General features: G+C 46.6%; 25 protein-coding genes. 20 read left to right on the top strand and 5 right to left on the bottom strand.

The genetic code is table 11. The features are described 5' to 3' along the window. The first annotated feature begins 112 nt into the window (after positions 1-112). The 6 genes from C805_RS20085 (at position 113) to C805_RS0106235 (ending at position 4,956) form a co-directional block, all read left to right on the top strand. Complete coding sequence (locus tag C805_RS20085) at positions 113-1,129, top strand: glycosyltransferase family 2 protein (protein WP_016215829.1); 1,017 nt, start codon at positions 113-115, stop codon at positions 1,127-1,129. A gap of 183 nt (positions 1,130-1,312) precedes the next feature. Further along, positions 1,313-1,507, top strand: a complete 195-nt coding sequence (gene thiS, locus C805_RS20080) for a sulfur carrier protein ThiS (RefSeq protein ID WP_016215828.1) — start codon at positions 1,313-1,315, stop codon at positions 1,505-1,507. Further along, positions 1,507-2,190: a sulfur carrier protein ThiS adenylyltransferase ThiF gene (thiF, locus tag C805_RS20075; RefSeq protein WP_016215827.1), complete on the top strand. Its 684-nt coding sequence runs from the start codon at positions 1,507-1,509 to the stop codon at positions 2,188-2,190. Before thiS ends, thiF begins: the two co-directional genes overlap by 1 nt. 18 nt (positions 2,191-2,208) lie before the next feature. Then, positions 2,209-2,979 carry a thiazole synthase gene (locus tag C805_RS20070; protein ID WP_016215826.1) on the top strand — a complete coding sequence of 257 codons (771 nt, stop codon included), beginning with the start codon at positions 2,209-2,211 and terminating at the stop codon, positions 2,977-2,979. Between the two features lie 140 nt (positions 2,980-3,119). Next, the gene (gene thiH / locus C805_RS20065) at positions 3,120-4,316 is read left to right on the top strand and encodes a 2-iminoacetate synthase ThiH (RefSeq protein WP_016215825.1); all 1,197 of its coding nucleotides are present in this window, start codon (positions 3,120-3,122) and stop codon (positions 4,314-4,316) included. Then, entirely contained in the window at positions 4,303-4,956 is a 654-nt protein-coding gene (locus tag C805_RS0106235; RefSeq protein WP_155957657.1) for a thiamine phosphate synthase, read from the top strand. The genes thiH and C805_RS0106235 overlap by 14 nt, the downstream gene beginning before the upstream one ends. Positions 4,957-5,097: 141 nt before the next feature. On the opposite strand, the gene C805_RS26820 is transcribed toward C805_RS0106235, so the two are convergent. Beyond that, on the bottom strand, positions 5,098-5,235 hold the full coding sequence (locus C805_RS26820; RefSeq protein ID WP_016215823.1) for a hypothetical protein: 138 nt from the start codon (positions 5,233-5,235) through the stop codon (positions 5,098-5,100). Then, positions 5,235-5,399, bottom strand: a complete 165-nt coding sequence (locus C805_RS26815; protein ID WP_016215822.1) for a hypothetical protein — start codon at positions 5,397-5,399, stop codon at positions 5,235-5,237. The genes C805_RS26820 and C805_RS26815 overlap by 1 nt, the downstream gene beginning before the upstream one ends. A gap of 342 nt (positions 5,400-5,741) precedes the next feature. Between C805_RS26815 and C805_RS20060 the strand changes: the two genes are divergently transcribed. The 7 genes from C805_RS20060 (at position 5,742) to C805_RS20030 (ending at position 12,136) form a co-directional block, all read left to right on the top strand. Then, positions 5,742-6,764 carry a glycosyltransferase family 2 protein gene (locus C805_RS20060; protein WP_016215821.1) on the top strand — a complete coding sequence of 341 codons (1,023 nt, stop codon included), beginning with the start codon at positions 5,742-5,744 and terminating at the stop codon, positions 6,762-6,764. A gap of 60 nt (positions 6,765-6,824) precedes the next feature. After that, positions 6,825-7,505, top strand: a complete 681-nt coding sequence (locus tag C805_RS20055; RefSeq protein WP_022751329.1) for a hypothetical protein — start codon at positions 6,825-6,827, stop codon at positions 7,503-7,505. A 3-nt stretch (positions 7,506-7,508) separates the two neighbouring features. Next, positions 7,509-8,549 carry a lysylphosphatidylglycerol synthase transmembrane domain-containing protein gene (locus C805_RS20050; RefSeq protein ID WP_016215819.1) on the top strand — a complete coding sequence of 347 codons (1,041 nt, stop codon included), beginning with the start codon at positions 7,509-7,511 and terminating at the stop codon, positions 8,547-8,549. A gap of 175 nt (positions 8,550-8,724) precedes the next feature. Beyond that, a complete protein-coding gene (locus tag C805_RS20045; RefSeq protein ID WP_016215818.1) occupies positions 8,725-9,288 on the top strand; it encodes an RNA polymerase sigma factor in 564 nt (187 codons plus the stop codon). Continuing rightward, positions 9,285-10,037 carry a hypothetical protein gene (locus C805_RS20040; protein ID WP_155957656.1) on the top strand — a complete coding sequence of 251 codons (753 nt, stop codon included), beginning with the start codon at positions 9,285-9,287 and terminating at the stop codon, positions 10,035-10,037. The genes C805_RS20045 and C805_RS20040 overlap by 4 nt, the downstream gene beginning before the upstream one ends. Then, a complete protein-coding gene (locus C805_RS20035; RefSeq protein WP_016215816.1) occupies positions 10,025-10,999 on the top strand; it encodes an ATP-binding cassette domain-containing protein in 975 nt (324 codons plus the stop codon). The genes C805_RS20040 and C805_RS20035 overlap by 13 nt, the downstream gene beginning before the upstream one ends. Positions 11,000-11,011: 12 nt before the next feature. Beyond that, the gene (locus C805_RS20030) at positions 11,012-12,136 is read left to right on the top strand and encodes a hypothetical protein (RefSeq protein ID WP_016215815.1); all 1,125 of its coding nucleotides are present in this window, start codon (positions 11,012-11,014) and stop codon (positions 12,134-12,136) included. 64 nt (positions 12,137-12,200) lie between these two features. Here the strand turns inward: C805_RS20030 and C805_RS20025 are convergent, their stop codons facing one another. Both C805_RS20025 and C805_RS20020 read right to left on the bottom strand, forming a co-directional pair. Then, on the bottom strand, positions 12,201-12,752 hold the full coding sequence (locus C805_RS20025; RefSeq protein WP_016215814.1) for a Uma2 family endonuclease: 552 nt from the start codon (positions 12,750-12,752) through the stop codon (positions 12,201-12,203). Positions 12,753-12,802: 50 nt separating this feature from the next. After that, positions 12,803-14,254 (bottom strand): nicotinate phosphoribosyltransferase, encoded by a 1,452-nt coding sequence (locus C805_RS20020; RefSeq protein WP_016215813.1) that lies wholly within the window; start codon positions 14,252-14,254, stop codon positions 12,803-12,805. A gap of 312 nt (positions 14,255-14,566) precedes the next feature. Between C805_RS20020 and tig the strand changes: the two genes are divergently transcribed. Both tig and asnS read left to right on the top strand, forming a co-directional pair. Then, positions 14,567-15,811, top strand: coding sequence for a trigger factor (gene tig / locus C805_RS20015; protein ID WP_016215812.1), 1,245 nt, complete (start codon positions 14,567-14,569; stop codon positions 15,809-15,811). A gap of 62 nt (positions 15,812-15,873) precedes the next feature. Next, positions 15,874-17,259, top strand: coding sequence for an asparagine--tRNA ligase (gene asnS / locus C805_RS20010; RefSeq protein ID WP_371197680.1), 1,386 nt, complete (start codon positions 15,874-15,876; stop codon positions 17,257-17,259). Positions 17,260-17,305: 46 nt separating this feature from the next. Here asnS and C805_RS20005 read toward each other — a convergent pair whose 3' ends face one another. Continuing rightward, entirely contained in the window at positions 17,306-18,289 is a 984-nt protein-coding gene (locus C805_RS20005; RefSeq protein WP_016215810.1) for a DHH family phosphoesterase, read from the bottom strand. Between the two features lie 302 nt (positions 18,290-18,591). On the opposite strand from C805_RS20005, the gene truA reads away from it, so the two are divergent. From truA to C805_RS19980, 5 genes are all read left to right on the top strand, one after another. Then, positions 18,592-19,335, top strand: coding sequence for a tRNA pseudouridine(38-40) synthase TruA (gene truA, locus C805_RS20000; RefSeq protein ID WP_016215809.1), 744 nt, complete (start codon positions 18,592-18,594; stop codon positions 19,333-19,335). Positions 19,336-19,349: 14 nt separating this feature from the next. Further along, a complete protein-coding gene (recJ, locus tag C805_RS19995) occupies positions 19,350-21,113 on the top strand; it encodes a single-stranded-DNA-specific exonuclease RecJ (protein ID WP_016215808.1) in 1,764 nt (587 codons plus the stop codon). 97 nt (positions 21,114-21,210) lie between these two features. Continuing rightward, on the top strand, positions 21,211-22,197 hold the full coding sequence (locus C805_RS19990) for a methyl-accepting chemotaxis domain-containing protein (protein ID WP_031201540.1): 987 nt from the start codon (positions 21,211-21,213) through the stop codon (positions 22,195-22,197). A 17-nt stretch (positions 22,198-22,214) separates the two neighbouring features. After that, the gene (locus C805_RS19985) at positions 22,215-23,147 is read left to right on the top strand and encodes an alpha/beta fold hydrolase (RefSeq protein ID WP_016215806.1); all 933 of its coding nucleotides are present in this window, start codon (positions 22,215-22,217) and stop codon (positions 23,145-23,147) included. 101 nt (positions 23,148-23,248) lie between these two features. After that, positions 23,249-24,268: a DUF1002 domain-containing protein gene (locus C805_RS19980; RefSeq protein WP_016215805.1), complete on the top strand. Its 1,020-nt coding sequence runs from the start codon at positions 23,249-23,251 to the stop codon at positions 24,266-24,268. Positions 24,269-24,330 lie beyond the last annotated feature (62 nt).

Here is a 24,330-nt window from a genome sequence, read left to right as displayed (position 1 = left end):
CTGGCTTCTCCGGATAAATTGTGTATAATAAGTAAATATATGCAGGCGGCAATGGACAGACTGCCTGTTGTTTTGGATATGTGTCATACTACAGAGTCAAAGGAGAAAACAGATGAAGTTATTATCAATCGCGATTCCCAGCTATAATTCCCAGGATTATATGGAGCACTGTATAGAATCCCTGCTGGCTGGCGGCGAGGATGTGGAAATTATCATTGTGGATGATGGTTCCGTGGACAGGACTGCAGAGATTGCAGACAGGTATGCCAGTCAGTATCCCACTATTGTAAAAGCGGTTCATCAGGAAAACGGCGGGCACGGAGAAGCGGTAAATGCAGGAATCCGCAACGCTTCCGGCCTGTATTTTAAGGTGGTGGACAGTGACGACTGGGTGGACGGAGAAGCCTATCGGAAAATTCTTGACGTTCTGCGGGAACTGTCCGGTGGAAAGACGTCTCTTGATATGCTGATCAGTAATTTTGTCTACGAAAAAGAAGGAGCAAAACACAAAAAGGTGATGAAATACACCGGGACACTGCCGGAAAACAGGATTTTTGGCTGGAATGAGGCAAAACATTTCCGCAAAGGCCAGTATATTCTTATGCATTCTGTGATTTACCGTACTCAGCTTCTGCGGGAATGCGGTCTGGAACTGCCGAAACATACCTTCTATGTAGACAACATTTTTGTATATGTGCCTCTGCCCCATGTAAAAAATATGTATTATCTGAATGTGGATTTTTACAGATATTACATTGGAAGAGAGGATCAGTCCGTCAATGAAAAGGTAATGATACGGCGCATTGACCAGCAGATTAAGGTAAATAAAATGATGGTGGAGGCCGTGGATTTGTGGAAGCTGCCCAACCGGAGGCTGCGCAAGTACATGTTTAATTATCTGGAAATTATTACTGTGGTTTCCACTATTATGTTAATCCGTTCCGGTACCAGAGAAAATCTGGAGAAAAAGCGTGAACTCTGGAAGTATCTGAGAAATTATGATATCCGTCTGTTCTGGCATTTGCGGAACGGGATTATGGGGCAGGCCATGAACCTGCCGGGCAGAGGGGGAAGAAAAATTTCCGTTGCCGCTTACAAAATTTCCCAGAAGGTTGTGGGATTTAATTAAAGTCAGAATCTTGACAGACAGGGGAACCTGTTTTATAATGCAAAAAGAGTGTGAGACAAAGACCACACGAAGGGGTACACCACCGCGGGTGTAATTCTTTCGTCTGGTCTTTTTTTATGCGCACTCGTGCGAATAGAAGATGTCGCTAAAATAATTATGCGCACCTGCACAGGAGAAAATAATATGACAGTAAATGGAGAAAACCAAAAACAGTCCGGCCGGATTTCCCTGTCTGAGTTTCTTATTCGGGAAGGTTTTCAGACAGAGCGGATTGCGGTGGAGCGAAACGGGGAAATTGTGCCGAAATCTTCTTACCAGAGCACGTTTCTGGAAGACGACGACAGACTGGAAATTGTAAATTTTGTGGGTGGAGGCTGATGGAGAAAAGGACGGGAACTGAGAACGGAAGTAATGAACAGAGGAGATGGGGTGTCAGCAGAGAACAGATAAGGGAAGCGCTGCTGGAGCGGTATTCTCTCCGGATGTATGAGCAGATTTCCGGTGGAAAAGCGGCAGTGGCAGGACTGGGAGGTCTGGGGTCTCAGATTGCGGTTCTGCTGGCCAGAGCCGGGATTGGAGAACTGTTTCTGGTAGATTTTGACCGGGTGGAGCTGACGAATCTGAACCGGCAGGCTTATGACCTGTCCCATCTGGGACAGCCCAAAACAGAGGCTCTGGCGGAAATCCTGAAAAAAATCAATCCGTATCTGAATATCAGGATAAGGCAGGAATATGTAACGGAAGAGACAGCCGGAACCATGTTTGAGGGCTGGCCCATACTATGTGAAGCCTTTGACAAACCGGAGCAGAAGGCCATGCTGGTGAATACCGTTTTAGAACAGTGCCCGGAAACTGTGATTGTGGCAGGCTCCGGTATGGCGGGATACGGCCCGGCCAATTCCATTGTTACCAAAAGAAAGATGAAAAGGCTGTATGTATGCGGAGACGGAGAAACAGAACTGTCAGATCATGTATGTCTTATGTCATCCAGAGTAGCAGCCTGTGCAGCCCATCAGGCCAATATGGTGCTGCGGCTGCTGCTGGGTGAAGAGGAAGTATGAAAAGTCAGGAGGAAAAATATGAAAGACGATAAACTCATATTGGGCGGACAGGAATTTCAGTCAAGATTTATACTGGGCTCAGGAAAGTATAATGTGGAGCTGATTCAGGCGGCAGTAAAACAGGCGGGAGCTGAGATAATCACTTTGGCAGTGCGCAGGGCCAATTCTTCCGGAGAAGGCAATATTCTGGATTTTATACCGGAAGGAGTTACGCTTCTGCCCAATACTTCCGGGGCCAGAACTGCGGAAGAGGCAGTGCGGATTGCGCATCTTTCCAGAGAGCTGGGCTGCGGAAACTTTGTGAAAGTGGAAATTATACGGGATTCCAGGTATCTGCTGCCGGATAATCAGGAGACAGTAAGGGCAACGGAGCAGCTGACAAAAGAAGGGTTTGTGGTGCTTCCGTATATGTATCCGGATCTGAATACAGCCAGGGATTTGCAGCAGGCGGGAGCGGCGGCAGTGATGCCTCTTGCGGCTCCAATCGGTTCTAATAAGGGACTGGCCACCAGAGAATTTATCCAGATTCTGATTGATGAAATCGACCTTCCCATTATTGTGGATGCAGGTATCGGAAGACCTTCCCAGGCCTGCGAGGTAATGGAAATGGGAGCGGCGGCAGTGATGGCCAACACAGCCATAGCCACAGCGGGGAACATTCCCCTGATGGCTGCGGCTTTCCGAAAGGCAATTGAGGCCGGGAGAGCTGCTTATCTGTCCGGCCTGGGCAGAGTGTGTGAATCGGGCGCAGAGGCTTCCTCTCCCCTGACAGGATTTTTACGGGACTGAGGAACAGGCTGTACAGAACCGGAACCTTTCACAGAGGCGTTATACTGCACCCACAGCAGCAGAATTACAGGACAGGGGAATCAGAAATTTTACAGACGTAATATATTACATATTGCGGGAGTTTCAGAACGGAGGAAATCATGAAAAGGGACCAGCAGAATAAGTTGAACCATATGGAATATCTGGAGGGAATGGAGCAGACGGAATCAGATATTCTGGAAAAAGTCATGAACGCCAGGGGACGTTACCAGCCGGAACGTTATACCAGGCAGGAGGTAAAACGTGCACTGGCTGCAGAACGCAGAACCACAGAAGATTTTGGGGCGCTGCTGTCCCCGGCGGCAGAGGGATTTCTGGAGGAAATGGCCCAAAAAGCGGCGGAGGAGACAGGAAAACATTTTGGGAATTCCGTTTCCCTGTTTACCCCTCTTTACATTTCCAATTACTGCGAGAATCACTGTGTTTACTGCGGGTTTCACTGTCGTAACCAGATTCATCGAATGAGGCTGAATCAGGAGGAAATGGAAAAGGAAATGGCGGCTATTGCAAAAACAGGGCTGGAAGAAATTCTGATTCTGACGGGAGAGAGCCGGGTCAGGTCTGATGTACATTATATTGGCGAGGCCTGTAAAATTGCCGGAAAGTATTTTAAAATGGTGGGGCTTGAGGTATATCCCATGAATTCAGAAGAATATCGGTATCTGCGGGAATGCGGGGCAGACTATGTGACGGTTTTTCAGGAAACCTATGATTCAGATAAATATGAGACACTACATCCGGCCGGTCATAAACGTGTGTTTCCTTACCGCTTTCATGCCCAGGAACGGGCTTTGCGGGGAGGAATGCGGGGCGTGGCTTTCGGGGCCTTGCTGGGCCTTTCTGATTTCCGGAAGGATGCCTTTGCCACAGGTCTTCATGGGTATTATATTCAGCGGAAATATCCTTATGGGGAGATTTCTTTTTCCTGTCCCCGTCTCCGTCCCATCAGGGCTCAGAACGGAAAGGAAGCTGACGCTGCAAATATATGGAATACCGGAAATGAAGTGACGGAAAGACAGCTTTTGCAGATCATGTGTGCTTACCGGCTGTTTATGCCCTTTGCAGGAATCACCATATCCACCAGAGAGCGGGCGCAGTTTCGGGACCATGTGGTGGGAAAAACAGCCACCAGGATTTCGGCGGGAGTCAGTACCGGGATTGGCAGCCATTCCCATGAGCTGACAGAGCAGGGAGACAGCCAGTTTGAGATTGCAGACAGCCGGAATGTATCGGAAGTGGTAACTGCCATAAGGGGCATGGGCCTTCAGCCCGTGATGAATGATTATGTGTACGTTTAAGCTGATTGGGGTCTCAGACTATGAATTGTACCGGAAGTTTCACGGGCCAAAAAGTCCGGAAAAATATGCGGAGTATCTGGCCGGTACCGGAACCTCGGAAAAAAGTGGAGAAAGAGAACTGACAGAAGAAAGTATCTGTCCTGCGCCGGATTTCTGGATCATCAGAGAAAAACATATGGAAGAAGAAATGTATGTGAAATTTTTCACAGATCTGTGGAAGAAATGGGGCGGTTCGCAGAAAGCCGCGGGCAGGCTTATTCCTCACACATATCCTGCGGCGGCCCGCAGCACAGGATGTCTGAGTATCCATCTGCCCCTGCCTCTGCTGCAGAAATATCATGGTACGGAATATCTTGCAGGAACAGAGAAAACAGGTGTTTCCGTTCATTCTGTGGAAGAGGCCAGAGAGGCGGAGCGTCTTGGAGCGTCTTATCTGACTGCCGGACATATTTTTGCCACAGACTGCAAAGCGGGCCTTCCTCCCAGAGGGATTTCATTTTTAAATCAGGTCTGTGACAGTGTGCAGATTCCTGTGTATGCAATCGGAGGCATTCATATGGGGAATCTGCACGCTGTATGGGACAGCCGGGCAGCAGGAGCCTGCATGATGTCAGCATATATGAAGGGAAGCGAAACGTGAGAGAGCTGTATGACCCGGAAAGGACGGTATCTATTCTATCATTTCCATCAGCTTTCCGGTGATATCTGCCATATGGGTGGATACCTGTTTGGTATTCTATAAAATCTGTACATTTCCCTCCACCACACCGGAAATCCGATTTCAATGGAGGGATCGTCCACAATTCAAAAGAAAAGCATTGGACTGTTCGCCGCTTTTCATGTCAAATCCGATATAACTGTCTATAGTGCTGCTGGTGATAATTCCGTCTTCGTCAATGATATGTAATTCATTTACCATCAGCCTGTCTTTGATTTATTCAGTTTTTCAATGTTTCCGTAAATTGAGGGATCCATTACAAGCATATCTGCAAAAGCCCTTGTTTTTGCCAGATTATCTTCTCCGAGGTTTTGGGTAAGGTTTTCAATGGTTGCTTCATTATTGCTGATTTTTTCTTTTACCATCCGGAGTTTTTCCTGACTGGAAGAAGTATTGTTTTTCCAATAAAAGCATGATATTTTGATGAATTTTTGCTGAAAAGGGTGAATTTTCAAACATGACAGAATTGTAAGATAACTGTAAGGTAAAGACAATGCAGAATTAAGGGAAACCGGGTAATATAGAAACGGATACTCAAAGAGCGGGTCAGAAGCCCCTGTTTTGGATCTGACGATATAACCGCCGGCAGAAGAAAAATTTCAGTAAAAAGCCAAATTAAAAAAATATTAATAATTTTTATGAAGAAAAACCAGGAATATTTTCGTTAAATAGTATAGGAACAGGAGAAAACCAGGAGAGGAAACATTATGAAAGATATTACTTTTACCGTACCATGCTACAATTCAGAGGAATATATGGAGCGCTGTATAGACAGTCTGCTGAGCGCGGACGAACGGGCCGAGATTATCATTGTGGATGATGGTTCCACAGACGGTACAGGAGAAATTGCAGACAATTATGCCAGAAATTATCCGGAAATTGTGAAAGTGGTACACCAGGAAAACGGCGGCCACGGGGCGGGAGTCAATGCAGGGCTGGCTCTGGCCACCGGAACTTATTTTAAGGTGGTGGATTCCGATGACTGGCTGGATGAAGAGGAACTGCAGAAGCTCCTCAGGAAGATAAAACAGTGGAAAAAAAGCGATACCACTGTGGATTTGATTATATGCAATTATATTTATGACCACTTTTATGAGGGGAAAACCAGACGGATGGGTTATAAAAATGTATTAAAAGAGAACAGGGTATGCGGCTGGAATGATATCCGGAGATTCCACCCCTCTCAGTATCTGGTGATGCATTCTCTGTTTTTCCGGACTGAGGTGCTGAGAAAATCAGGGGTGAAGCTGCCGAAACATACTTTTTATGTGGATAACATTTTTGCAAACCAGCCCCTGCCCCATGTAAAGTCCCTTTGTTATCTGAATCTGGATATGTACCATTACTTTCTGGGCAGGGAAGATCAGTCTGTCAATGAAAAAGTGCTGATGAAACGGATTGACCAGCAGATTCGGGTGACAAAACTGGTTTCCGGATGTACGGATCTGGAGAAAGTGAGAGAGGAATATCCCATACTTGCGGATTATCTTACCAGGAATATTTCCATTATGATGGCCATTTCTTCCATCCACCTGCTGCTGATTGGAACGCCGGAAGCCTGGGAAAAACGGGAGATGCTCTGGAATTATGTAAAGAATCATAACCTGAAATTATACCGTACGTTAAAGCACAGAACCATCAGCGGTTTTACTTATCTGCCGGGAAAGGCGGGAGCGGGACTTACGCTGGCAGGATACAGAATTGCCCGAAAGTTTTATCAGTTTAACTGAGTAAAAGAGAGGGCCAGAACGGAATGAGAAGTTACAAGAGGGAGAAATGGTCAGAACGGAATGAAAAATTACGAGAGGGAGAAACGGTCAGATGATGACAGGAAATTACAGGAAGAAAAGAGGCTGAAAGTTATGGAGAAATTATATCTGGCACTGGTAGATACACCGGGATTATTCGCATATATCATCCGAAAGGTGATTGGGATTGATTACATACATGTGGTGCTTTCCATGGACGAGGAACTGAATGAGGCTTACAGCGTAGGAAGAAGGAATCCGGCGGTTCCTCTGCTGGCGGGATTTGAAAAAGAGGACGCCGCAAAAATAGAGAAGGCATTTCCCACAGCAAAATATAAAATTGTCAGCATGGAGTGCACCAGAGAACAGAAAGAGAATATTTCCCGGCAGCTTAAGGAATGTTATGAGAAAAGATTTCAATATCATTATTGTATCATCGGCCTTCCCATGTTATTATTTAATATACCTTTTTATCAGAAAAACCACTATACCTGTTCTTCCTTTGTGGCCAGCGTGCTGGAAGAAAACGGAATCGGCCTTTTTGGAAAACATTTTTCTCTGGTGACGCCAAGGGATTTTTATGAGCTGGAAAATACAGATGTGGTTTTTGAAGGAACGCTGCATGAACTGAACCAGTCCTGTCTTCGTTATTCCGCGGAGCGGCCGGGTATTTTCCGTCAGGCAATGCAGAAATTATCTTATGTGATGAATGGAGCAGTGTAATCTATGAACCGTAAAAATTTAATCAGTGCAGGAGTGCTTTTACTGCTGGCGGCTCTGACCGTCAGCGCCATTTTCAAAGGAAACGATATGACCGCGGTATTCCGGGCCATGAAGACGCTGGACCCGCTGTATCTGTGTGCCGCTGCCGCCACAGCCGTATTTTTCGTGTCTGCGGAAGGCTTTATGATCTGCTATCTTTTAAGGTCCCTGAATTACCGGACCAGTGCCGCCACCTGCGTAAAATATTCTTTTGTGGGATTTTTCTTTTCCGGGATTACGCCCTCTGCCACCGGCGGGCAGCCCATGCAGCTTTATTACATGCAGAAGGAAGGGCATAAGGTTTCGGACAGTACCGTGGTGCTGATGACCGTGGCGGTGATTTATAAATTTGTGCTGGTGGTAATGGGAGTGGGAATTCTGCTCTTTTATCATGAGCCGCTGGCGCTGTATCTGAAACAGTATCTCTATTTGTATTATCTGGGCCTGTTTCTGAATACAGCGCTGGTAGTTATTCTTCTCTTTATTATGATAAGTCCCAGGTGTTTTAAAGGGATTGTGGTTGGAGGAGAAAAAATTCTGAAAAAATTTCGTCTGCTGAAATCTTCCAGGGAACGGACGGAAAAGCTGGTTGAAATGGCAGATCAGTACCACGAGGCGGTGCTGTTTTTTCTGAAAAATAAAAGTAAGATTGCAGTAGTTGTGTTTTTTACTGTGATACAGCGAGGCAGCGTATTTCTGCTTACCTGGCTGATTTACCGGGGACTGGGGCTGGAAGGTACCGGTGCATTCACTGTGATGAGCCTGCAGGCAGCCATTTATATTGCAGTGGATATGCTGCCGCTGCCGGGAGCTCAGGGAATTACGGAAATGATGTATAAGACCGCATTTTCCATGATATTCCCAGGCGCTTATCTTACCGCTTCCATGTGTGTCACAAGAGGACTGAATTTCTATCTGGTGCTGATGCTCAGTGCGCTGGTAGCCATGTGGTGCCATTTTCTGTCCGGGAAGCGGGCCGGAGCAGCAGTGCCGAAAATGCTGTAGGCCCCTCTGGTTAATTATGAGCGGACTGAATAAACAGGTGTAAAGTTCTGGATTTTACAGGCTTTGCACCTGTTTTTTTGGAATAAAATTCTTTTCTTATATTAAAACCTTTTTCGGAAAAAATACGTTATATTAATGTAACGATTCAAAACCTGTACAGAAGGAGCCCTCCAGAGTGAACGACAGAGAAATGATCCGGGAAATACACAGAGGAAAAAGAGAATATCTGAATACCATTGCAGAAAAGTATTATGACGATATTTTCCGGTTCTGCTGTTATCAGACCGGGAATTATCAGGAAGCCGGAGATCTGACACAGGAGACCTTTCTGCATTTTATCCGTTCCGTGGAACATTACCGCTGTCAGAATCTGAAAGGGTATCTTTTCACCATTGCCAGAAATGTATGCGTGGATTATTTCAGGAGCTGCCAGCGCAGGCAGGAAAAGGAGACGGACTGGAAAGAGGCGGCGGACTGCTGCCAGCCGGAAGAGAAAACCATGAGTATTCGGACCTGTCAGGAAGAATTTCTGATTACAGTGGAACAGCTTACCCGGCAGCTGCCTGAAATGCAGCGGGAAGCAATGATTCTCTACTATGGCTATGGGTTCAGATACCGGGAGATTGCACGGATGACAGAGACAGGAATTGCAACGGTAAAATCCAGAATCCGTCAGGGCACGGAAAAACTGAAAAAAAGTCTGGACAGGGAGACATGTATGGAAAGGAGAAGCAGGTGAGCCGCAGAAAAAAATTTGTATTGGAAAATATTCAGACAGACCAGAAGCAGAAAGAGAAAGTTCTTCAAAATATAGCTCAGGCAGTGGAGGAGAAACCGTATCTGTACTGTCCCTCCGGATGGGAGATTTTTCGCGGGCAGATAAAATACATTTCCCGGTTCTGCCTGGCAGGTCAGCTGCTGTGTCTGTTTCTGATGATTGTACTGTCCGGCTATTTTCGGTGGAAGGGAGATAATATGCTGACTTATCTGGGAGCGGCTTCAGCCGCGGCTTCCTGTATGAGTGTGTTTCTGATACTGGAATTAAACCGCAGCAGCACCATTGGCATGCTGGAGTTAGAGCAGAGCTGTTATCTGAATTTTAAACAGGTGTGGTGTGTGAAGATGATACTGTTCGGCTGCCTGGATATTCTGTTTTTCACTGTTATGATTCCGGGAATTGCAGGAAGTACCTCCTGCGGCATGTTCCGGGCAATGGTGTATCTGCTGGTGCCCTTTGTGGTTTCCAGCCTGATGCAGCTTCTGGTATTTACCATGCTGCGGAACGGAAAAAGAGAGTACCTGCAGGCAGGCACAGCTGTTGGGTGCAGCATGGCTTCGCTGATTCCGCTGTCTGCCCCTGAATGGTATACCATGGCATATTTCGGCATATGGATACTGATGCTGGCAGCATTCGGGATCTGTCTGGCCTGGGAAATAAGACAGCTTTACCATAAACTGGAGGAAGGAGAACTGATATGCTGGAACTGAAACTGAACAGAGTGAGCAGAATGTATAAGGTTTCATCCCGCCAGGACGCCGGTTCGGCAGGAGTGGGAGAAGTCCGCGGCCGGAGAACAGGGAACTGCGGGAATCAGAAAATGGCAGTGGATCATCTGGAATATACGTTTCAAAAAGGGATTTACGGACTGTTGGGAGCCAACGGGGCAGGAAAAACCACATTGCTGCGGATGATGGCAGGGATTCTGAAGCCCACTTCCGGAGAGATTCTCTGCAACCGGAGAGAGATTGGAAAAATGGGTGGAGAATATCGTATGAAACTGGGGTATCTTCCCCAGGACTTTGGCTACTATCCCCATTTTACAGTGCGGCGCTATCTGGAATATCTGGCAGAGTTAAAAGCAGTGCCGCCGAAACTGGCAGGAGACAGGATTGAAACTCTTCTGCAGGAAACAGGATTAAAAAGCGTGGGAAAAGAGAAAATCAAAACCCTTTCCGGCGGTATGGTACGCCGCCTTGGAATTGCCCAGTCTCTGCTGAATGACCCTGAAATTCTGATTCTGGATGAACCTTCTTCCGGGCTGGATCCCAGAGAACGTATCAGGTTCCGCAACCTGATCAGCGCTCTGGGCCGGGACAGAATGATAATTTTATCCTCTCATATTGTGGCGGATATTGAATACATTGCAGATGAAATTCTGCTGATGAAGGCAGGAAAAATCACGGAATCGGGCAGCCTGAAAGAGATTCTTCAGTCAGCGGAAGGAAAAGTGTGGAGATGTGTGGAGCCGCCGGAACAGGCAGAAATTCTGAACCGGAAATTTACGGTCAGCAATCTCAGGAATACGGAGGATGGCAGGGTAAGCCTTCGGATTGTTTCAGATACCAGTCCTGCGCAGGGGGCGGTGCAGATACCGCCGAATCTGGAAGATGTGTATCTGTATGGAACAGGAAAAACGCCGGGAACTTCCAAAAACAGCCGGTCCGGATGAAGGGGGAATCTTATGAGACTTTTAAAAATGGAGTTTTATAAAATAGCATACAGGCCGGTGATGAATCTTGGGTTTCTGTTGATGACAGGTATATTTCTGCTTATTCTGTACCAGGAAGCAGCGGGAACCAGGACAGAAATTGACGGGAAGGTATATTATGGTCTGGAAGCAGTGGCGAAAGAGCGCAGCCTTGCCAGGGAGTATGAAGGTATTTTTACACTGGAGAAAGCAGAAGAGATTGTGGAGCGGTTTGGATTTTCCGGCTATATAGGGGGAGAAATGGTCAGAGTAAGGGAGGGGAATTTCTGTAACCAGTTTGTTACCGATAAAATGACAGATTTTTTTCAGACAGAAAAGCGGCCGGATAAATTTTCGGAAGAAGAAAATTACGGAAAAATTTATCTGGAAGGGAATTTCCGGTTCGGCTATACAAGAGGCTGGGAAAAACTGTTAGAAGTCTGGCATCTGGCCGTGGTATTTCTGAATATCTGGCTGATTTTAATGGTGTCTCCGGTATTTTCAGAAGAATACAGCAGGAATACCACAGAAATTTTGCTGACTGCAAAGAAAGGGAAGTCCGAAGATATCCGCAGAAAAACTGAGGCGGTCATGGCCCTTGGAATTTTGTCTTACCTTCTGATGATGGCTTTGCTGTTGGGAGTGACAGCTGTTATTTATGGGGGTGAAGGGCTGGGTGCAGGTGCCAGCGGGAATTATACCATGTATGGGAAAGCAGGAATCTGGAGCGTGGGATTTTTTCTTTTTATTCAGTTTCTGACAGGACTGGCCTCCGTTCTTCTGAATGTGTCCATCGCCCTGTACCTTTCCTCAAAATGTATGCGTCCTGTGTCCGCGGTAACAGCAGGCATGTTTCTGTATTTTCTGCCCTGTGGAATGAATGAAATTCTGTTTCAGATGATGGCAGGCATGGGGGCTGCAAATTATTTTTGGGGATGGATTCTGATGGATATGATACGGATTTACTGTTTCTCCATGCCCGTATACCTGCCAAATCCGGGAATTTTATTTATTCCTTCCAACTGGCTGAAATATATTCCGGTGCTTGCATCAGCAGTGCTGCTTCTGTGTATCTGGAGGGGATATCAGAATTACAGGAATTATGATAAAAGCAGATAACAGTTCAGAGACATATGCACAGGCATTTGCCTGTCGTATGTCTCTGAACTGTTATAAACCGACTTTACAGAAGCAGATCTTTTGGCCGGATAATCAGTTCATCAAAGAGGCAGGATGGAATTTCATCCTGGAAGGTGTACTGGTCTGTTTTTATATCATGTTCCAGATCGTAAACATTGACAATTCCGGTCATGGGATTCACAATCCAGTATTCCCGGACGCCGGCAGTACGGTATTTAAACAGTTTGATTCCGTAATCCATGTGCTTCGTTCCGGGAGAGGCGATTTCAATAATCCAGTCCGGAGCGCCGCTGCAGCCTTTGTCATCCAGTTTGTCCATATCGCAGATCACAGAAATATCCGGTTCCATATAATTGTGCTCATCCTGATTCAGAAACACAGCGAAAGGGGCAGGATAAACCCGGCAGGAGCCTTTTTTTGAATCAATGAAATCTGCGATGCTCCGGGAAAGAGAAAAAGAGATTTCCTGGTGAATGCGGGTGGGCGGAGCCATGTTGTAAATCTGTCCGTCAATCAGTTCTGCCCTCTGGCCCTCTGGCAGGTCATAGATATGCTGAGTGGTATAGCGTTCAGGTTTTGGTAATGGCATTGACATAATATGTTGTTCTCCTTTCAGAAAAAAGTCCTTCTTTCCACAGAGAAAAGCTATTGCTTTTCTGTGGAAAATTTATTCAGAATTTTCCGTTTCATATCAAAAAGTTCATCTGACAAATCCACATATACTTCATGGGGATTTGCAAAACGTTTCGTTTCATTCCAGAGAGTTTCTTTTTCCTTATTACAGTAGCGTTGAATCTCCATTACACTGGGGGATTCATAAATACAGGTTCCCTGTTTAAAAATCGGAATCAGCAGCTCCCGCATGGTATAGGAGCCTGCTTTTAAAGTGGTCCTTTTCCAGGTTTCCAGAGAATCAAACAGCCTGAGGTCCCTGGCAGTGTCAAAAGTTTCGCCTGCAAGGCAGATTAAATCAGCTTTGATTTTACCGGAATCTTTCTCATAAATCCGGTATACGGTTTTATTGCCGGGGTTGGTAACTTTTTCGGTATTTTCCGAAAGTTTGATTTTCGGCAGGAAATTTCCCTGTTCATCCTGAATGGCAGCCAGCTTGTATACGCCGCCGAAAGCGGGGCAGTCTTTGGAAGTAATCAGATTGGTGCCCACGCCCCAGGAAGTGATTCTGGCCCCCTGGGCTTTCAGTGTTTCAATCAGATATTCATCCAAATCGTTGGATGCGGAAATGACAGCATCGGGGAATCCTGCCTCATCCAGCATACGACGTACGATTTTGGACAGATAAGCCAGGTCTCCGCTGTCCATGCGGATGCCGTAAAAGGTGAGAGGAACGCCTGCTTCCCGCAGTTCGGTAAAGACACGGACAGCATTTGGGACGCCGGAGGTGAGGGTATCATAGGTATCCACCAGAAGGATACAGGCAGAGGGATAAAGTTCCGCGTATTTTTTAAATGCGGTGTATTCATCCGGAAAGCTCATAATCCAGCTGTGGGCATGGGTTCCTTTGACCGGAACATCAAACATCTGACCGCAGAGTACATTGGAGGTTCCGCAGCATCCGCCGATGACAGCGGCTCTTGCTCCGTAAACACCGGCGTCGGGACCCTGGGCCCGGCGCAGTCCGAATTCCATCACACTGTCCCCGTCGGCAGCATAACAGACTCTGGCAGCCTTAGTGGCAATCAGGCTCTGATGATTCAGAATATTTAAAATGGCTGTCTCAATAAGCTGTGCTTCCATAATAGGCGCGATTACTTTGAGCAGAGGTTCCCGCGGAAAAATAATGGTGCCTTCAGGAATGGCGTAAATATCGCCGGAAAACCGGAAAGCAGACAGATATTCCAGAAAATCTTCATCAAAAATACCAAGGGCTCTCAGGTAATCTATATCCTCCGCTGAAAAATGCAGGTCTCTGATATATTCCATAATCTGTTCCAGACCGGCACAGACAGCGTAGCCTCCGTTGCATGGGTTTGTCCGGTAGAAAGCATCAAATACAACTGTTTCATTGCTGCCGGATTTAAAATAGCCCTGCATCATGGTCAGTTCATAGAGATCTGTCAGTAAGGTTAAATGTTTCATAATGTACTCCTTTTCTGGTTGGTATCCGATATATGTTTAAATCACATTTTTTCCTGATGGCATCAGGGCTCCACCCGCCAGAGGCGTGTGACTCCTCATGCCATATTATAACACATTTCAGAGAAGGGTAACAAAAGAATGTGATTTATTTGTGTTTTGTAACATGGAAACCTTTTCATTTTCAGGAAAATGTGCTATTCTTTATAATTGATTGAATGCAACCGCTTCTGACATTCTGCGCAGAGAGAGGTCAGAAGCGGTGAAAACACACTGTTTTCAGAATTTCATATTCAGAAAGAAGGGTTATGTTTTATGAAGAAAAAACTGATATTGTTAATGTGTGCAGTATGTGCGGCAGCGTTGCTGGGCGGCTGTGGAACAGGAAAGAAGAATACAGATGAAAAGAAAGAGAGCACAGAGAACACAGAAGAAAAGGACGATGCAAAGGATGAGAAAGTCTCTGTTGAATACAATGTGGATGATTATGTGGAACTGGGAGAGTACAAAGGACTGGAAATCAGCCTGGGCAGCTATGATGTGACAGACGAAGAGGTGAAAGCCAGGATAGAATCCATTCTGCTTTCCTATCCTGTATATGAAGACCTGGATAAAGATACGGTGGAGGACGGAGATTTTGTCAATATTGATTATGAAGGGATAAAAGACGGTGAGGCGTTTAACGGAGGAACAGCGGAAGGCGCCATACTTGAAATCGGTTCCAACAGCTTTATTGACGGGTTTGAAGAGGGGCTGATCGGGAAAAAAGTGGGAGAAAAAACAGACCTTAACCTGACGTTTCCTGAAGGTTACCAGAATGAAGAGCTGGCGGGACAGGCAGTGGTATTTCATGTGACAGTGAATAAAATTGTCAGCAAAACGGATATGACTTATGACCGGATGGATGATGCGTTTGTGGCAGAAAATATGTCTTCTCAGGGATATAATACCGTGGAAGAATTTGAAAACGGTGTCAGGGAACAGGTGACAGAGGACAATGAAACCAGAAAAAAGATGGAAACCCAGGCGGCGGCTCTTCAGAAACTCAGGGAAGTGTGCAAGGTAAATGGATTTCCGGACGGACTTCTGGAACAGAAAATCGAAGAGTATATGGAACGGTTTGAAAACAATCTGTCAACCAGTTACGGTATGAAACTGGAGGATTATCTGCAGTCAACAGGCACTACGGAGGAAGCGTTCAATGAACAGGTGAAGCAGCTTATGGCGGAGAGCCTGGAGGGAGATCTGATACTGGAGGCCATTGCCGGGAAGGAAAATGTAAAAACAGAAGAGAAAGAATATGAAGCATATAAAAAGAGTGTTGTGGAAGATTACGGATATGCCAGCGAAGAAGCGCTGGTAGAGCAATATGGTGAAGAGTATATCAAAAGCATTTATGAAAATGAATATATACTGAATATGGTAATCGAGCAGGCAAATATTACTTATGGCGAGCAGACCCAGGAGGGAGAAACACCTCAGGCAGAAGGGGAGTCCCAGGAGGGAGAAACACCTCAGGCAGAAGGGGAGTCCCAGGAGGGAGAATCTCAGGAAGAATAAACATCAGAAGTAAGAGGCTTTTGAGGAATAATGGAAAAAGGAGAAGAGCTATGGAACTGAACATGACAAATATCAGAGATCTTTACCGGAGGAAGGAGGAATTTCTGGAGCAGGAAGTAACCATTGGCGGTTGGGTGAGAAGTATCCGAAGTTCCAGAAATTTTGGATTTATTGTGGTAAATGACGGAACTTTTTTTGAACCTCTGCAGGTGGTATACCATGACGGGCTTTCCAATTTTGCGGAGGTGGAGAAGTTAAATGTAGGGGCGGCCATTATTGTAAAGGGAAAACTGGTGCCTACGCCCCAGGCCAAACAGCCATTTGAAATTCAGGCAGAAGAGGTGCAGATAGAGGGGCAGTCCACGCCGGATTATCCTCTGCAGAAAAAGCGTCACAGCTTTGAATATCTGAGAACCATTTCCCATCTGCGTCCCCGGACCAATACCTTTGAAGCAGTGTTTCGGGTACGTTCACTGATTGCCTATGCCATCCACAAGTTTTTCCAGGAACGGGATTTTGTGTATGTGCACACACCGCTGATTACCGGAAGCGACTGTGAAGGGGCAGGAGAGATGTTTCAGGTAACAACGCTGGATTTGAATGATGTTCCGAAAGATGAGAAAGGGGCTGTGGATTTTACCCAGGACTTTTTCGGCAGGCCCACCAATCTTACGGTAAGCGGCCAGTTAAACGGGGAAACGTATGCCATGGCCTTTAAAAATATTTATACTTTCGGCCCTACGTTCCGGGCGGAAAATTCCAATACCACCAGACATGCGGCGGAATTCTGGATGATTGAGCCGGAAATTGCCTTTGCAGATCTGGAGGACGATATGATTCTGGCGGAAAGCATGCTGAAATATATTATCAGTTATGTGCTGGAGCATGCGCCGGAAGAAATGCAGTTTTTCAACAGCTTTGTGGACAAAGGGCTGCTGGAGCGCCTGAATCATGTGGTAAATTCTGATTTTGCCCATGTAACCTACACGGAAGCAGTGGAAATACTGGAAAAAAACAACGACAATTTTGAATACAAAGTATCCTGGGGTGCAGATTTACAGACAGAGCATGAGCGGTATCTGACGGAAGAAGTGTTCCGGCGTCCGGTGTTTGTAACAGATTATCCCAAAGAGATTAAAGCATTTTATATGAAACTGAATCCGGATGGAAAAACAGTTGCAGCGGTGGATTGTCTGGTACCTGGTATCGGAGAGATTATCGGCGGAAGCCAGAGAGAAGATGACTACGACAGGCTCTGTCAGCGTATGGAAGAACTGGGACTGAATCAGGAAGATTATGATTTCTATCTGGATTTGCGGAAATACGGGACAGCAAGACATGCAGGCTTTGGTCTCGGATTTGAACGCTGTGTGATGTATCTGACCGGTATGACAAATATCCGGGATGTGGTACCGTTCCCCAGAACAGTGAAAAACTGTGAGCTGTAGAAAATACATGGAAAATGATAATTATTTATCTGAGATAAGGAGACTGTCATTCAGACAGCTCCTTTTCCATTTTTTCGATAGTGTGCAGGAAGGCTTCCTGAATGGAGGTATGGATGTCCTCACCCAGCAGGTGTACACTGGCCGCAGGAATCATTCCGCCTGCCATGGAAGGATGTCCGCCTCCGCTTCCAAAGGGACGCAGAACCTGGGAAATCAGGTTGCCTGCATGAATCCGGTTCTGCTCGCAGCGGACAGAAAAGCGGATACCGTCTGTCTGCATGGCATAAATAATTGCAATGTCCACCACATCCAGGGACAGAATGAAATCAGAAATAATGGCAATCAAAGCCTGGGCGCAGTTAAAGGGGATATAGGCAAATCCTGTACCGCCGAAAATCTGTATATTCTGGATGGCCGCGCCATAAGCCCGCAGATCATCAAATTCCATGGTGTTGGAATACATGCTGGTTACCAGTCCCCAGCTGGCATGGGAAAACAGAAAAGAAAGCATTTCCGTATCCAGTGCGGAGGTTCCGCGGGTGAAATCGGCAGTATCCATTTTGATTCCATAGGCCAGAGCAGCAGCGCAGACCGGAGAAATGGGCGTACTGGTATTCTTATAATAGGAAGCAATGATGGAAGCACAGGCCCCCACGGCCTGAATATCCTGATACTGGTAATCATAATGAAAGAAAATGGGATGGTGGTCAATACATGCAACTTCGTCTCCAATCAGGTCTGTCACATTACTGTTCATTTTCTGAGAATCCACCAGAACAATCAGGTCATCTTCTGCCATATCAGAAAGTACATCTTTGGAAAACATGGTAATTCCAAAGGTATCCAACATTTTTTTTGCACTGAGACGGTCAATTTTTCCATCGTAACATAAAGTTGCAGGCACGTTGTGATAAGCCAGAAACTGCTGCAGGCCGAACGCACTGGAAATGGCATCCGGATCCGGGAAATTGTGAGTCTGAATATATACAGTGTGGTTTCTTAAAATATCTGCTAATTCTAACGGATTCATGGAAAACTCCCTTTCTACATTATAATATCGCCTGATATTATACCAGGATTGCAGAGCAATCCATGGTATGGTAAGAGATGCGCACATGGCGCGTATAATATCGCCTGAATAATACCGCCTGATATTATACTATATTTTCTTGAAAAAGTCATTATATTTTGTTATGATTCAAAGGTGAATCGTAACAGTTCAGCGTGTGGAAGTGAAGTTTATGGCTGTCTGGTCTGCCTGCACACAGCAAGCGGCTGAACTGTTATGGGGAAAATAATTTTGATTATGAAAACCATACGAGGACAGAAACGGTGGATAAAAATTATAAAATGACAGTGGCATATGACGGTTCCCGGTACAGGGGCTGGCAGAGCCAGAAAAGCACGGATGTAACCATACAGGGAAAACTGAATCAGGTTTTTTCTGAGCTGGAGGGCAGAAAGGTGGAGGTACAGGGTTCCGGACGCACCGACGCCGGGGTACATGCTCTGGGGCAGGTGGCCAGCGTTCGTCTGACTGTGGAAAAATCCATTCCGGAAATAATGGAATATGTGAATCATTATCTGCCGGATGATATTGGGATTACGGAAATGGAAGAAGCTCCGGAACGGTTTCATGCCCGGCTGTCAGCCCAGAGAAAGACCTACTGTTACCGGATTTTTAACAGCGTCGCCCCAAATGTGTTTGAACGAAAATGGATGTGCCGGATTCCGGAACCTCTGGATTTGGAAAAAATGCGTCAGGGAGCCGGATATCTGGAAGGAACTCATGATTTTGCAGCCTTCTGCACCCGCCATCAGAAGAAAAAGTCTTCCGTGCGGACCATTTACCGTCTGGAAATTCTTTCAGAAGGAGCAGAGGTGGATATCAGAATCACCGGAAACGGATTTCTCCATAATATGGTGCGGATTATAGCGGGAACACTGGTGGAAATCGGTCAGGGCAGACGGGAGCCTATGGAAATAAAACAGCTTCTGGAAGAAGGAATTCGGGAACAGGCAGGAGTGACCATGCCGGCCAGGGGACTGATTCTTCAGAGTGTGGAATACGAATAAAAGGACAATATGGAATGGAAAAATGGGTGGTGTCCGCCAAACGGGCGGATTTTAAGAAAATTGCAGAACAGTTCGGCATTGACCAGGTAACGGCAAGAATCATCAGAAACCGTGAAATACTGGGAGAAAAAGCCATAGATGAATATCTTCACGGAACACTGGAACATCTGCATGATCCGGAGAAAATGAAAGATATGGAGCGGGCAGTGGCCATTTTGCAGGAAAAGATTCAGAAAAAGAAAAAAATCCGCATTTTAGGGGATTATGACATTGACGGGATTCAGTCGGTATATATTCTGTATTGCGCATTGCGCCGCTGCCAGGCAGAAGCTGACTATGCCATTCCCGACAGGATTTCAGACGGATATGGATTGAATCAGCGGCTGGTGCGCCAGGCTCTGGCAGATGGAGTGGATACGATTTTAACCTGCGATAACGGTATTGCGGCAACAGCAGAGGTGGCCCTGGCAAAGGAACTGGGCATGACGGTAATCCTTACGGACCATCATGAAGTTCCCTATGAGGAACAGGAGGACGGGGAGAAAATATATCAGATTCCCCCGGCAGATGCGGTGGTAAATCCAAAACAGCCTGACTGCCCCTATCCCTTTAAAAATCTGTGCGGTGCGGCGGTGGCCTTCAAGCTGGTACAGGTGCTTTACAAAAAATCAGGATATCCCCCGGAAGAAGCACTGGCTTTTCTGGAAAATGCGGCCTTTGCCACCGTAGGAGATGTGATGGAACTGACAGGAGAAAACAGAATTCTGGTAAAAGAAGGGCTGAAAATGCTCAATTGCACCAAAAATAATGGTATGCGTGCGCTGGCCGCATGTAATCAGATAGAAATGGGAAAAATCAGGGCATACCATATTGGATTTGTGCTGGGCCCCTGTATGAATGCCAGCGGAAGGCTGGATACTGCCAGACGGGCCCTTAAGCTGCTGCTTGCAGAAGATTCCCATACAGCCGCAGAATATGCCGGGGATTTATATGATTTGAATGCCAGCCGGAAAGAACTGACAGAACAGGGAGTGGAGAAAGCCGTTGAACTGGTGGAGCAGACTTCTCTGAAACAGGACAAAGTGCTGGTCATTTATCTGCCGGAATGCCATGAGAGCCTGGCAGGCATTATAGCGGGACGTATTCGGGAACGGTATCACCGTCCCGTATTTGTGCTGACCAGAAGCGAGGAAGGAGTCAAGGGCTCCGGGCGCTCCATTGAAGGTTACTCCATGTATGAGGAAATGACAAAGTGTAAAGAACTGTTTACCAGATTCGGCGGGCACCCCATGGCAGCAGGTCTGTCCATGGCAGAAGAACATGTGGAGGTGTTTCGGAGGAAACTGAATGAAAATACCCTTTTGACGGAAGAAGACCTGCGGGGGAAAATCGTCATAGATGTTCCCATGCCTCTGGACTATATTACCAGAGAGCTGACAGAAGAACTGAATCTTCTGGAGCCTTTTGGAAAAGCCAATGAAAAACCGGTATTTGCTGATAAAAATATACATATTCTGTCTATGGGTGTATTCGGGAAAAACCGCAATGTATGCCGAATGCAGGTGGAAAGTCAGGGCGGAACCAGGATGAATGCAGTCTGTTTCGGACAGGTGGAACAGCTGCTGAATTTTCTGCAGGAAAAATTCGGACGTCAGGCCCTGGAGCAGACTCTGGCCGGACGGGACAGCGGAATGCGGGCGTCTTTTCTGTACTATCCTGACCTGAATGTATACAATGGACAGGAATCTCTGCAGATAATTGTAAAGAACTACTGTTAGATTTATTATAAAAGTGATATAATACTTGCATTGAGGAGCCCTGAACGGGGAAATACATATAAGAAACAGGATACTTTTGGAAGAAAGGGGAACCCGGATGTTTGGAAAAGGAAAAAAACAGGAGGAACTGGAGCAGGAACTGCTTTCCAGACAGGCAGAAGCAGATAAATATTTGAAGAAATTATCAGAGGTGACAGGTAAAATGCAGGTGGTGCAGAAAGAAACCCGGACAGGGATTGCTTCTATGGAAGAAAAACAGAACGAGCTGGACAGCCAGATGGAAAAGGTGCTGGAAACCGTAAAAGGAGCTGCCCAGGAGGCCAGAAAACAAAATGAAAAGAATCGGGGCCTGCAGAAACAGATGCAGGTTCTGGCGGACAGAGCCGAAAAAACAGACGGTATGTACCAGAGATCTCTGGAAGGAATCTGCCGGCGGGAACAGGAGCTTCTGGAAATGATAAACCAGGGGAGAAAACTCACCTCTCCGGAAGAAGTTCTGGAGCTGGCGGCAACCGGTATGCGCCAGGAAATGGGAGAGATGGGCAAACGTATCGGGGAAATGGAAGAGATGGAGAAACAGATGGGCGTTCTTTCCCTGAATGCGGCCATCGAAGCAGGAAGACTGGGAGACGAAGGGGTAAAGTTTGTGGAAGCGGCGGAAAAAGTACGGGATCTTTCCGGAAAATACCACCAGGCAGCCTCCTTTATGGCAGAAAAAATGAAGCGGATGGAAGAACGTCTGGAGGAAGCGGAAGTGCAGGTGGTCTATCTGACCCAGATCTGGAAAGAGCATAATTCACGTCTGGAAAAAGCAGCCGAGGGATTCGGAGTCTATGCCTCCAGGCTGGAAGAATCGGAGACACGGAATCTGGTATCAGAAATACGCACAGTTACCGGCACGCTGGAACAGTCCATAAGCGAAAGCGAACTGGTAAGCAGACAGTATGACACAGCTCAGGAAGTGGTACAGCAGGCGGGAGAAACTTTCACCAGGCAGCAGGAGACACTGGAAAATCTCCGGGGAAAAGCCAGAGAGGTGGAAGAGTGGCTTCGGGCTGTGGGAGAAGAAATCAAAAGTAACTGACTATCGGGAGGCAGAATATGAAAAAGAGAACATTTCAGTTTCAGTCAGCAGATAAAGAAACCAGGATTCATGCAGTGAAATGGGAGCCTGACACGGGGGAAATCAGAGGAATCCTGCAAATCAGTCATGGTATGATAGAATATGTAGAACGGTACGGGAAATTTGCGGAATATATGACACAGCAGGGCTTTATGGTTGTGGGAAATGACCATCTGGGACATGGAAAATCAGTAAAATCCCAGGAAATGTGGGGATATTTTGCAGAAAAGGGCGGCAGCGATATTGTGGTAAAAGATCTGGACCGTCTGCGCAGGATTATGCAGAAAGAGCGTCCCGGCGTACCTTATTTTATGCTGGGACACAGTATGGGCTCTTTTCTGCTGCGGAAATATCTTGCGAAATACGGCTCCGGCCTGCAGGGAGCTGTGATTATGGGAACGGGAAATCATTCTACCGGGACAGCAGTGGCCGGAAAAGAAGTCTGCAGATTACTGGCTCTGTTCCGGGGCTGGCATTACTGCAGCAAACTGGTGGATAAAATGGCATTTTCCACTTATAACAGGAGATTTCAGGAAGAAAACCAGGCGAATGCCTGGCTGACCAAAGACCGGGAAATCGTTAAGGCCTATAATCAGGAGCCCCGCTGTACCTTTCGTTTTACCTTAAACGGGTATTATAACCTGTTTGACACCTTACATTTTATCAGTCGGCCGGCTAATATTAATGCCATTCCCCGCAATCTGCCCCTTTTTCTGGTGGCAGGAGAAGAGGATCCGGTGGGAAATTACGGAGCCGGTGTAAAAGCGGTGTATGAGCGGTATAAAGAGGCTGGTATTACAGATATAACCTGCAGGCTTTACCCCACAGACCGACATGAAATTTTAAATGAGGTGGACCGGGAACAGGTATATGCCGATATATATGCATGGATACAGGCAAGAATGCAGTAACTGCCTTGGCCTTTTGGGGCATACAGGCGAAAATGAAGCAGGCAGCAGGTACTTTTCAGAAGTACAGTTCCTGAGCGTGAGAGACAGAACGGAGGGTGACAATGAAGAAGCACAGGAAACAACTGTCAGGTCTGTTCCTGGCAATTGTGATAGCTTTCACAATGCCGGCGCAGGTGTGGGCGTCGCAGACCGATGAAAAAGAGGTAAGTCCTGAACCGGGAAACAGCAGTGAGGAATTTTCGGAAGAAGGAGGAAAAGAGGAAGAGGGTTCTGATCGGGAATCAGATGTTTTAAATCAGCCGGGAGAAGTTACAGAGCCCATTACCAAAGAGGATAAACCCTATCTTGCGCTGGGGGCAAATCTGACGCCGGAGCAGCAGAAGACGGTACTGGAACTTCTGGGGATAAATGAAACGGAGCTTTCCGAGTATGATGTGATTTACATTACCAATGAAGAAGAGCATGAATATCTGGGGGAATATGTGGCGGCCGGCAAGATTGGAACGCGGGCGCTGTCCTCGGTTCTGGTGGTAAAGAGAGAAGAAGGAAACGGTATCAATATTACCACCAAAAATATTTCTTACTGTACCATCGGCATGTATAAAAATGCTCTGATTACCGCCGGAATTACCGATGCGGACATTATTGTGGCCGGGCCCATACCCATATCGGGAACCGCGGCTCTGGTGGGGGCCATGAAAGCATATTCCGACATGACCGGGGTAAAGGTTTCCGAGAAAAGCATGGACACCGCATTAAATGAGCTGGTGCTTACCGGAGATCTGGCAGAGACAGTGGGAGATTCTGAAAAAGCGGAAGAACTTGTAGCATATCTGAAACAGGAAGTAATTGAAAAGGGCCTGAAATCCGAACAGGAGATTAAGGAAACCATTGCAGAGGCCTGCAGCCAGTTCGATATCAGCCTGACAGATGCGGAAGTTGCAGAACTGACAGAACTTTTGCAGAAAATCGGCCAGCTGGATCTGGACCTGGACTCCATCCGGAGTCAGGCGGAAGCTCTGTATGAGAAGCTCTCTCATCTGGATGCAGGAAGCATATTTGATAAAGTTGCAGATTTTTTCCGCTCAATCCTGGACTTTTTCAAAGGGCTGTTTTCCTGAGAATTAAAAGGCTCCTATTACACTGCGGCGGGGATGAAATATGCGCACTCGCACAAGAGGTA

This window comes from Eubacterium sp. 14-2, assembly GCF_000403845.2.
Classification (GTDB): Bacteria; Bacillota; Clostridia; order Lachnospirales; family Lachnospiraceae; genus Petralouisia.
Note: the sequence above shows the minus strand (reverse complement) of the source record. Positions and strands in the feature narration are given on the sequence as shown.

Coding starts and splice junctions, on each gene's coding strand:
- thiS (WP_016215828.1), top strand. CDS start 1,313: ATGACAGTAAATGGAGAAAACCAAAAACAGTCCGGCCGGATTTCCCTG.
- asnS (WP_371197680.1), top strand. CDS start 15,874: ATGACAAATATCAGAGATCTTTACCGGAGGAAGGAGGAATTTCTGGAG.
- C805_RS20030 (WP_016215815.1), top strand. CDS start 11,012: ATGAGACTTTTAAAAATGGAGTTTTATAAAATAGCATACAGGCCGGTG.
- thiF (WP_016215827.1), top strand. CDS start 1,507: ATGGAGAAAAGGACGGGAACTGAGAACGGAAGTAATGAACAGAGGAGA.
- thiH (WP_016215825.1), top strand. CDS start 3,120: ATGAAAAGGGACCAGCAGAATAAGTTGAACCATATGGAATATCTGGAG.
- C805_RS20055 (WP_022751329.1), top strand. CDS start 6,825: ATGAAAAATTACGAGAGGGAGAAACGGTCAGATGATGACAGGAAATTA.
- C805_RS19990 (WP_031201540.1), top strand. CDS start 21,211: ATGTTTGGAAAAGGAAAAAAACAGGAGGAACTGGAGCAGGAACTGCTT.
- recJ (WP_016215808.1), top strand. CDS start 19,350: ATGGAAAAATGGGTGGTGTCCGCCAAACGGGCGGATTTTAAGAAAATT.
- C805_RS20050 (WP_016215819.1), top strand. CDS start 7,509: ATGAACCGTAAAAATTTAATCAGTGCAGGAGTGCTTTTACTGCTGGCG.
- C805_RS20085 (WP_016215829.1), top strand. CDS start 113: ATGAAGTTATTATCAATCGCGATTCCCAGCTATAATTCCCAGGATTAT.
- C805_RS19980 (WP_016215805.1), top strand. CDS start 23,249: ATGAAGAAGCACAGGAAACAACTGTCAGGTCTGTTCCTGGCAATTGTG.
- C805_RS20020 (WP_016215813.1), bottom strand. CDS start 14,254: ATGAAACATTTAACCTTACTGACAGATCTCTATGAACTGACCATGATG.
- C805_RS20035 (WP_016215816.1), top strand. CDS start 10,025: ATGCTGGAACTGAAACTGAACAGAGTGAGCAGAATGTATAAGGTTTCA.
- C805_RS20060 (WP_016215821.1), top strand. CDS start 5,742: ATGAAAGATATTACTTTTACCGTACCATGCTACAATTCAGAGGAATAT.
- C805_RS20025 (WP_016215814.1), bottom strand. CDS start 12,752: ATGTCAATGCCATTACCAAAACCTGAACGCTATACCACTCAGCATATC.
- C805_RS20070 (WP_016215826.1), top strand. CDS start 2,209: ATGAAAGACGATAAACTCATATTGGGCGGACAGGAATTTCAGTCAAGA.
- C805_RS0106235 (WP_155957657.1), top strand. CDS start 4,303: ATGTGTACGTTTAAGCTGATTGGGGTCTCAGACTATGAATTGTACCGG.
- C805_RS26820 (WP_016215823.1), bottom strand. CDS start 5,235: ATGGTAAATGAATTACATATCATTGACGAAGACGGAATTATCACCAGC.
- C805_RS26815 (WP_016215822.1), bottom strand. CDS start 5,399: ATGGTAAAAGAAAAAATCAGCAATAATGAAGCAACCATTGAAAACCTT.
- C805_RS19985 (WP_016215806.1), top strand. CDS start 22,215: ATGAAAAAGAGAACATTTCAGTTTCAGTCAGCAGATAAAGAAACCAGG.
- tig (WP_016215812.1), top strand. CDS start 14,567: ATGAAGAAAAAACTGATATTGTTAATGTGTGCAGTATGTGCGGCAGCG.
- C805_RS20005 (WP_016215810.1), bottom strand. CDS start 18,289: ATGAATCCGTTAGAATTAGCAGATATTTTAAGAAACCACACTGTATAT.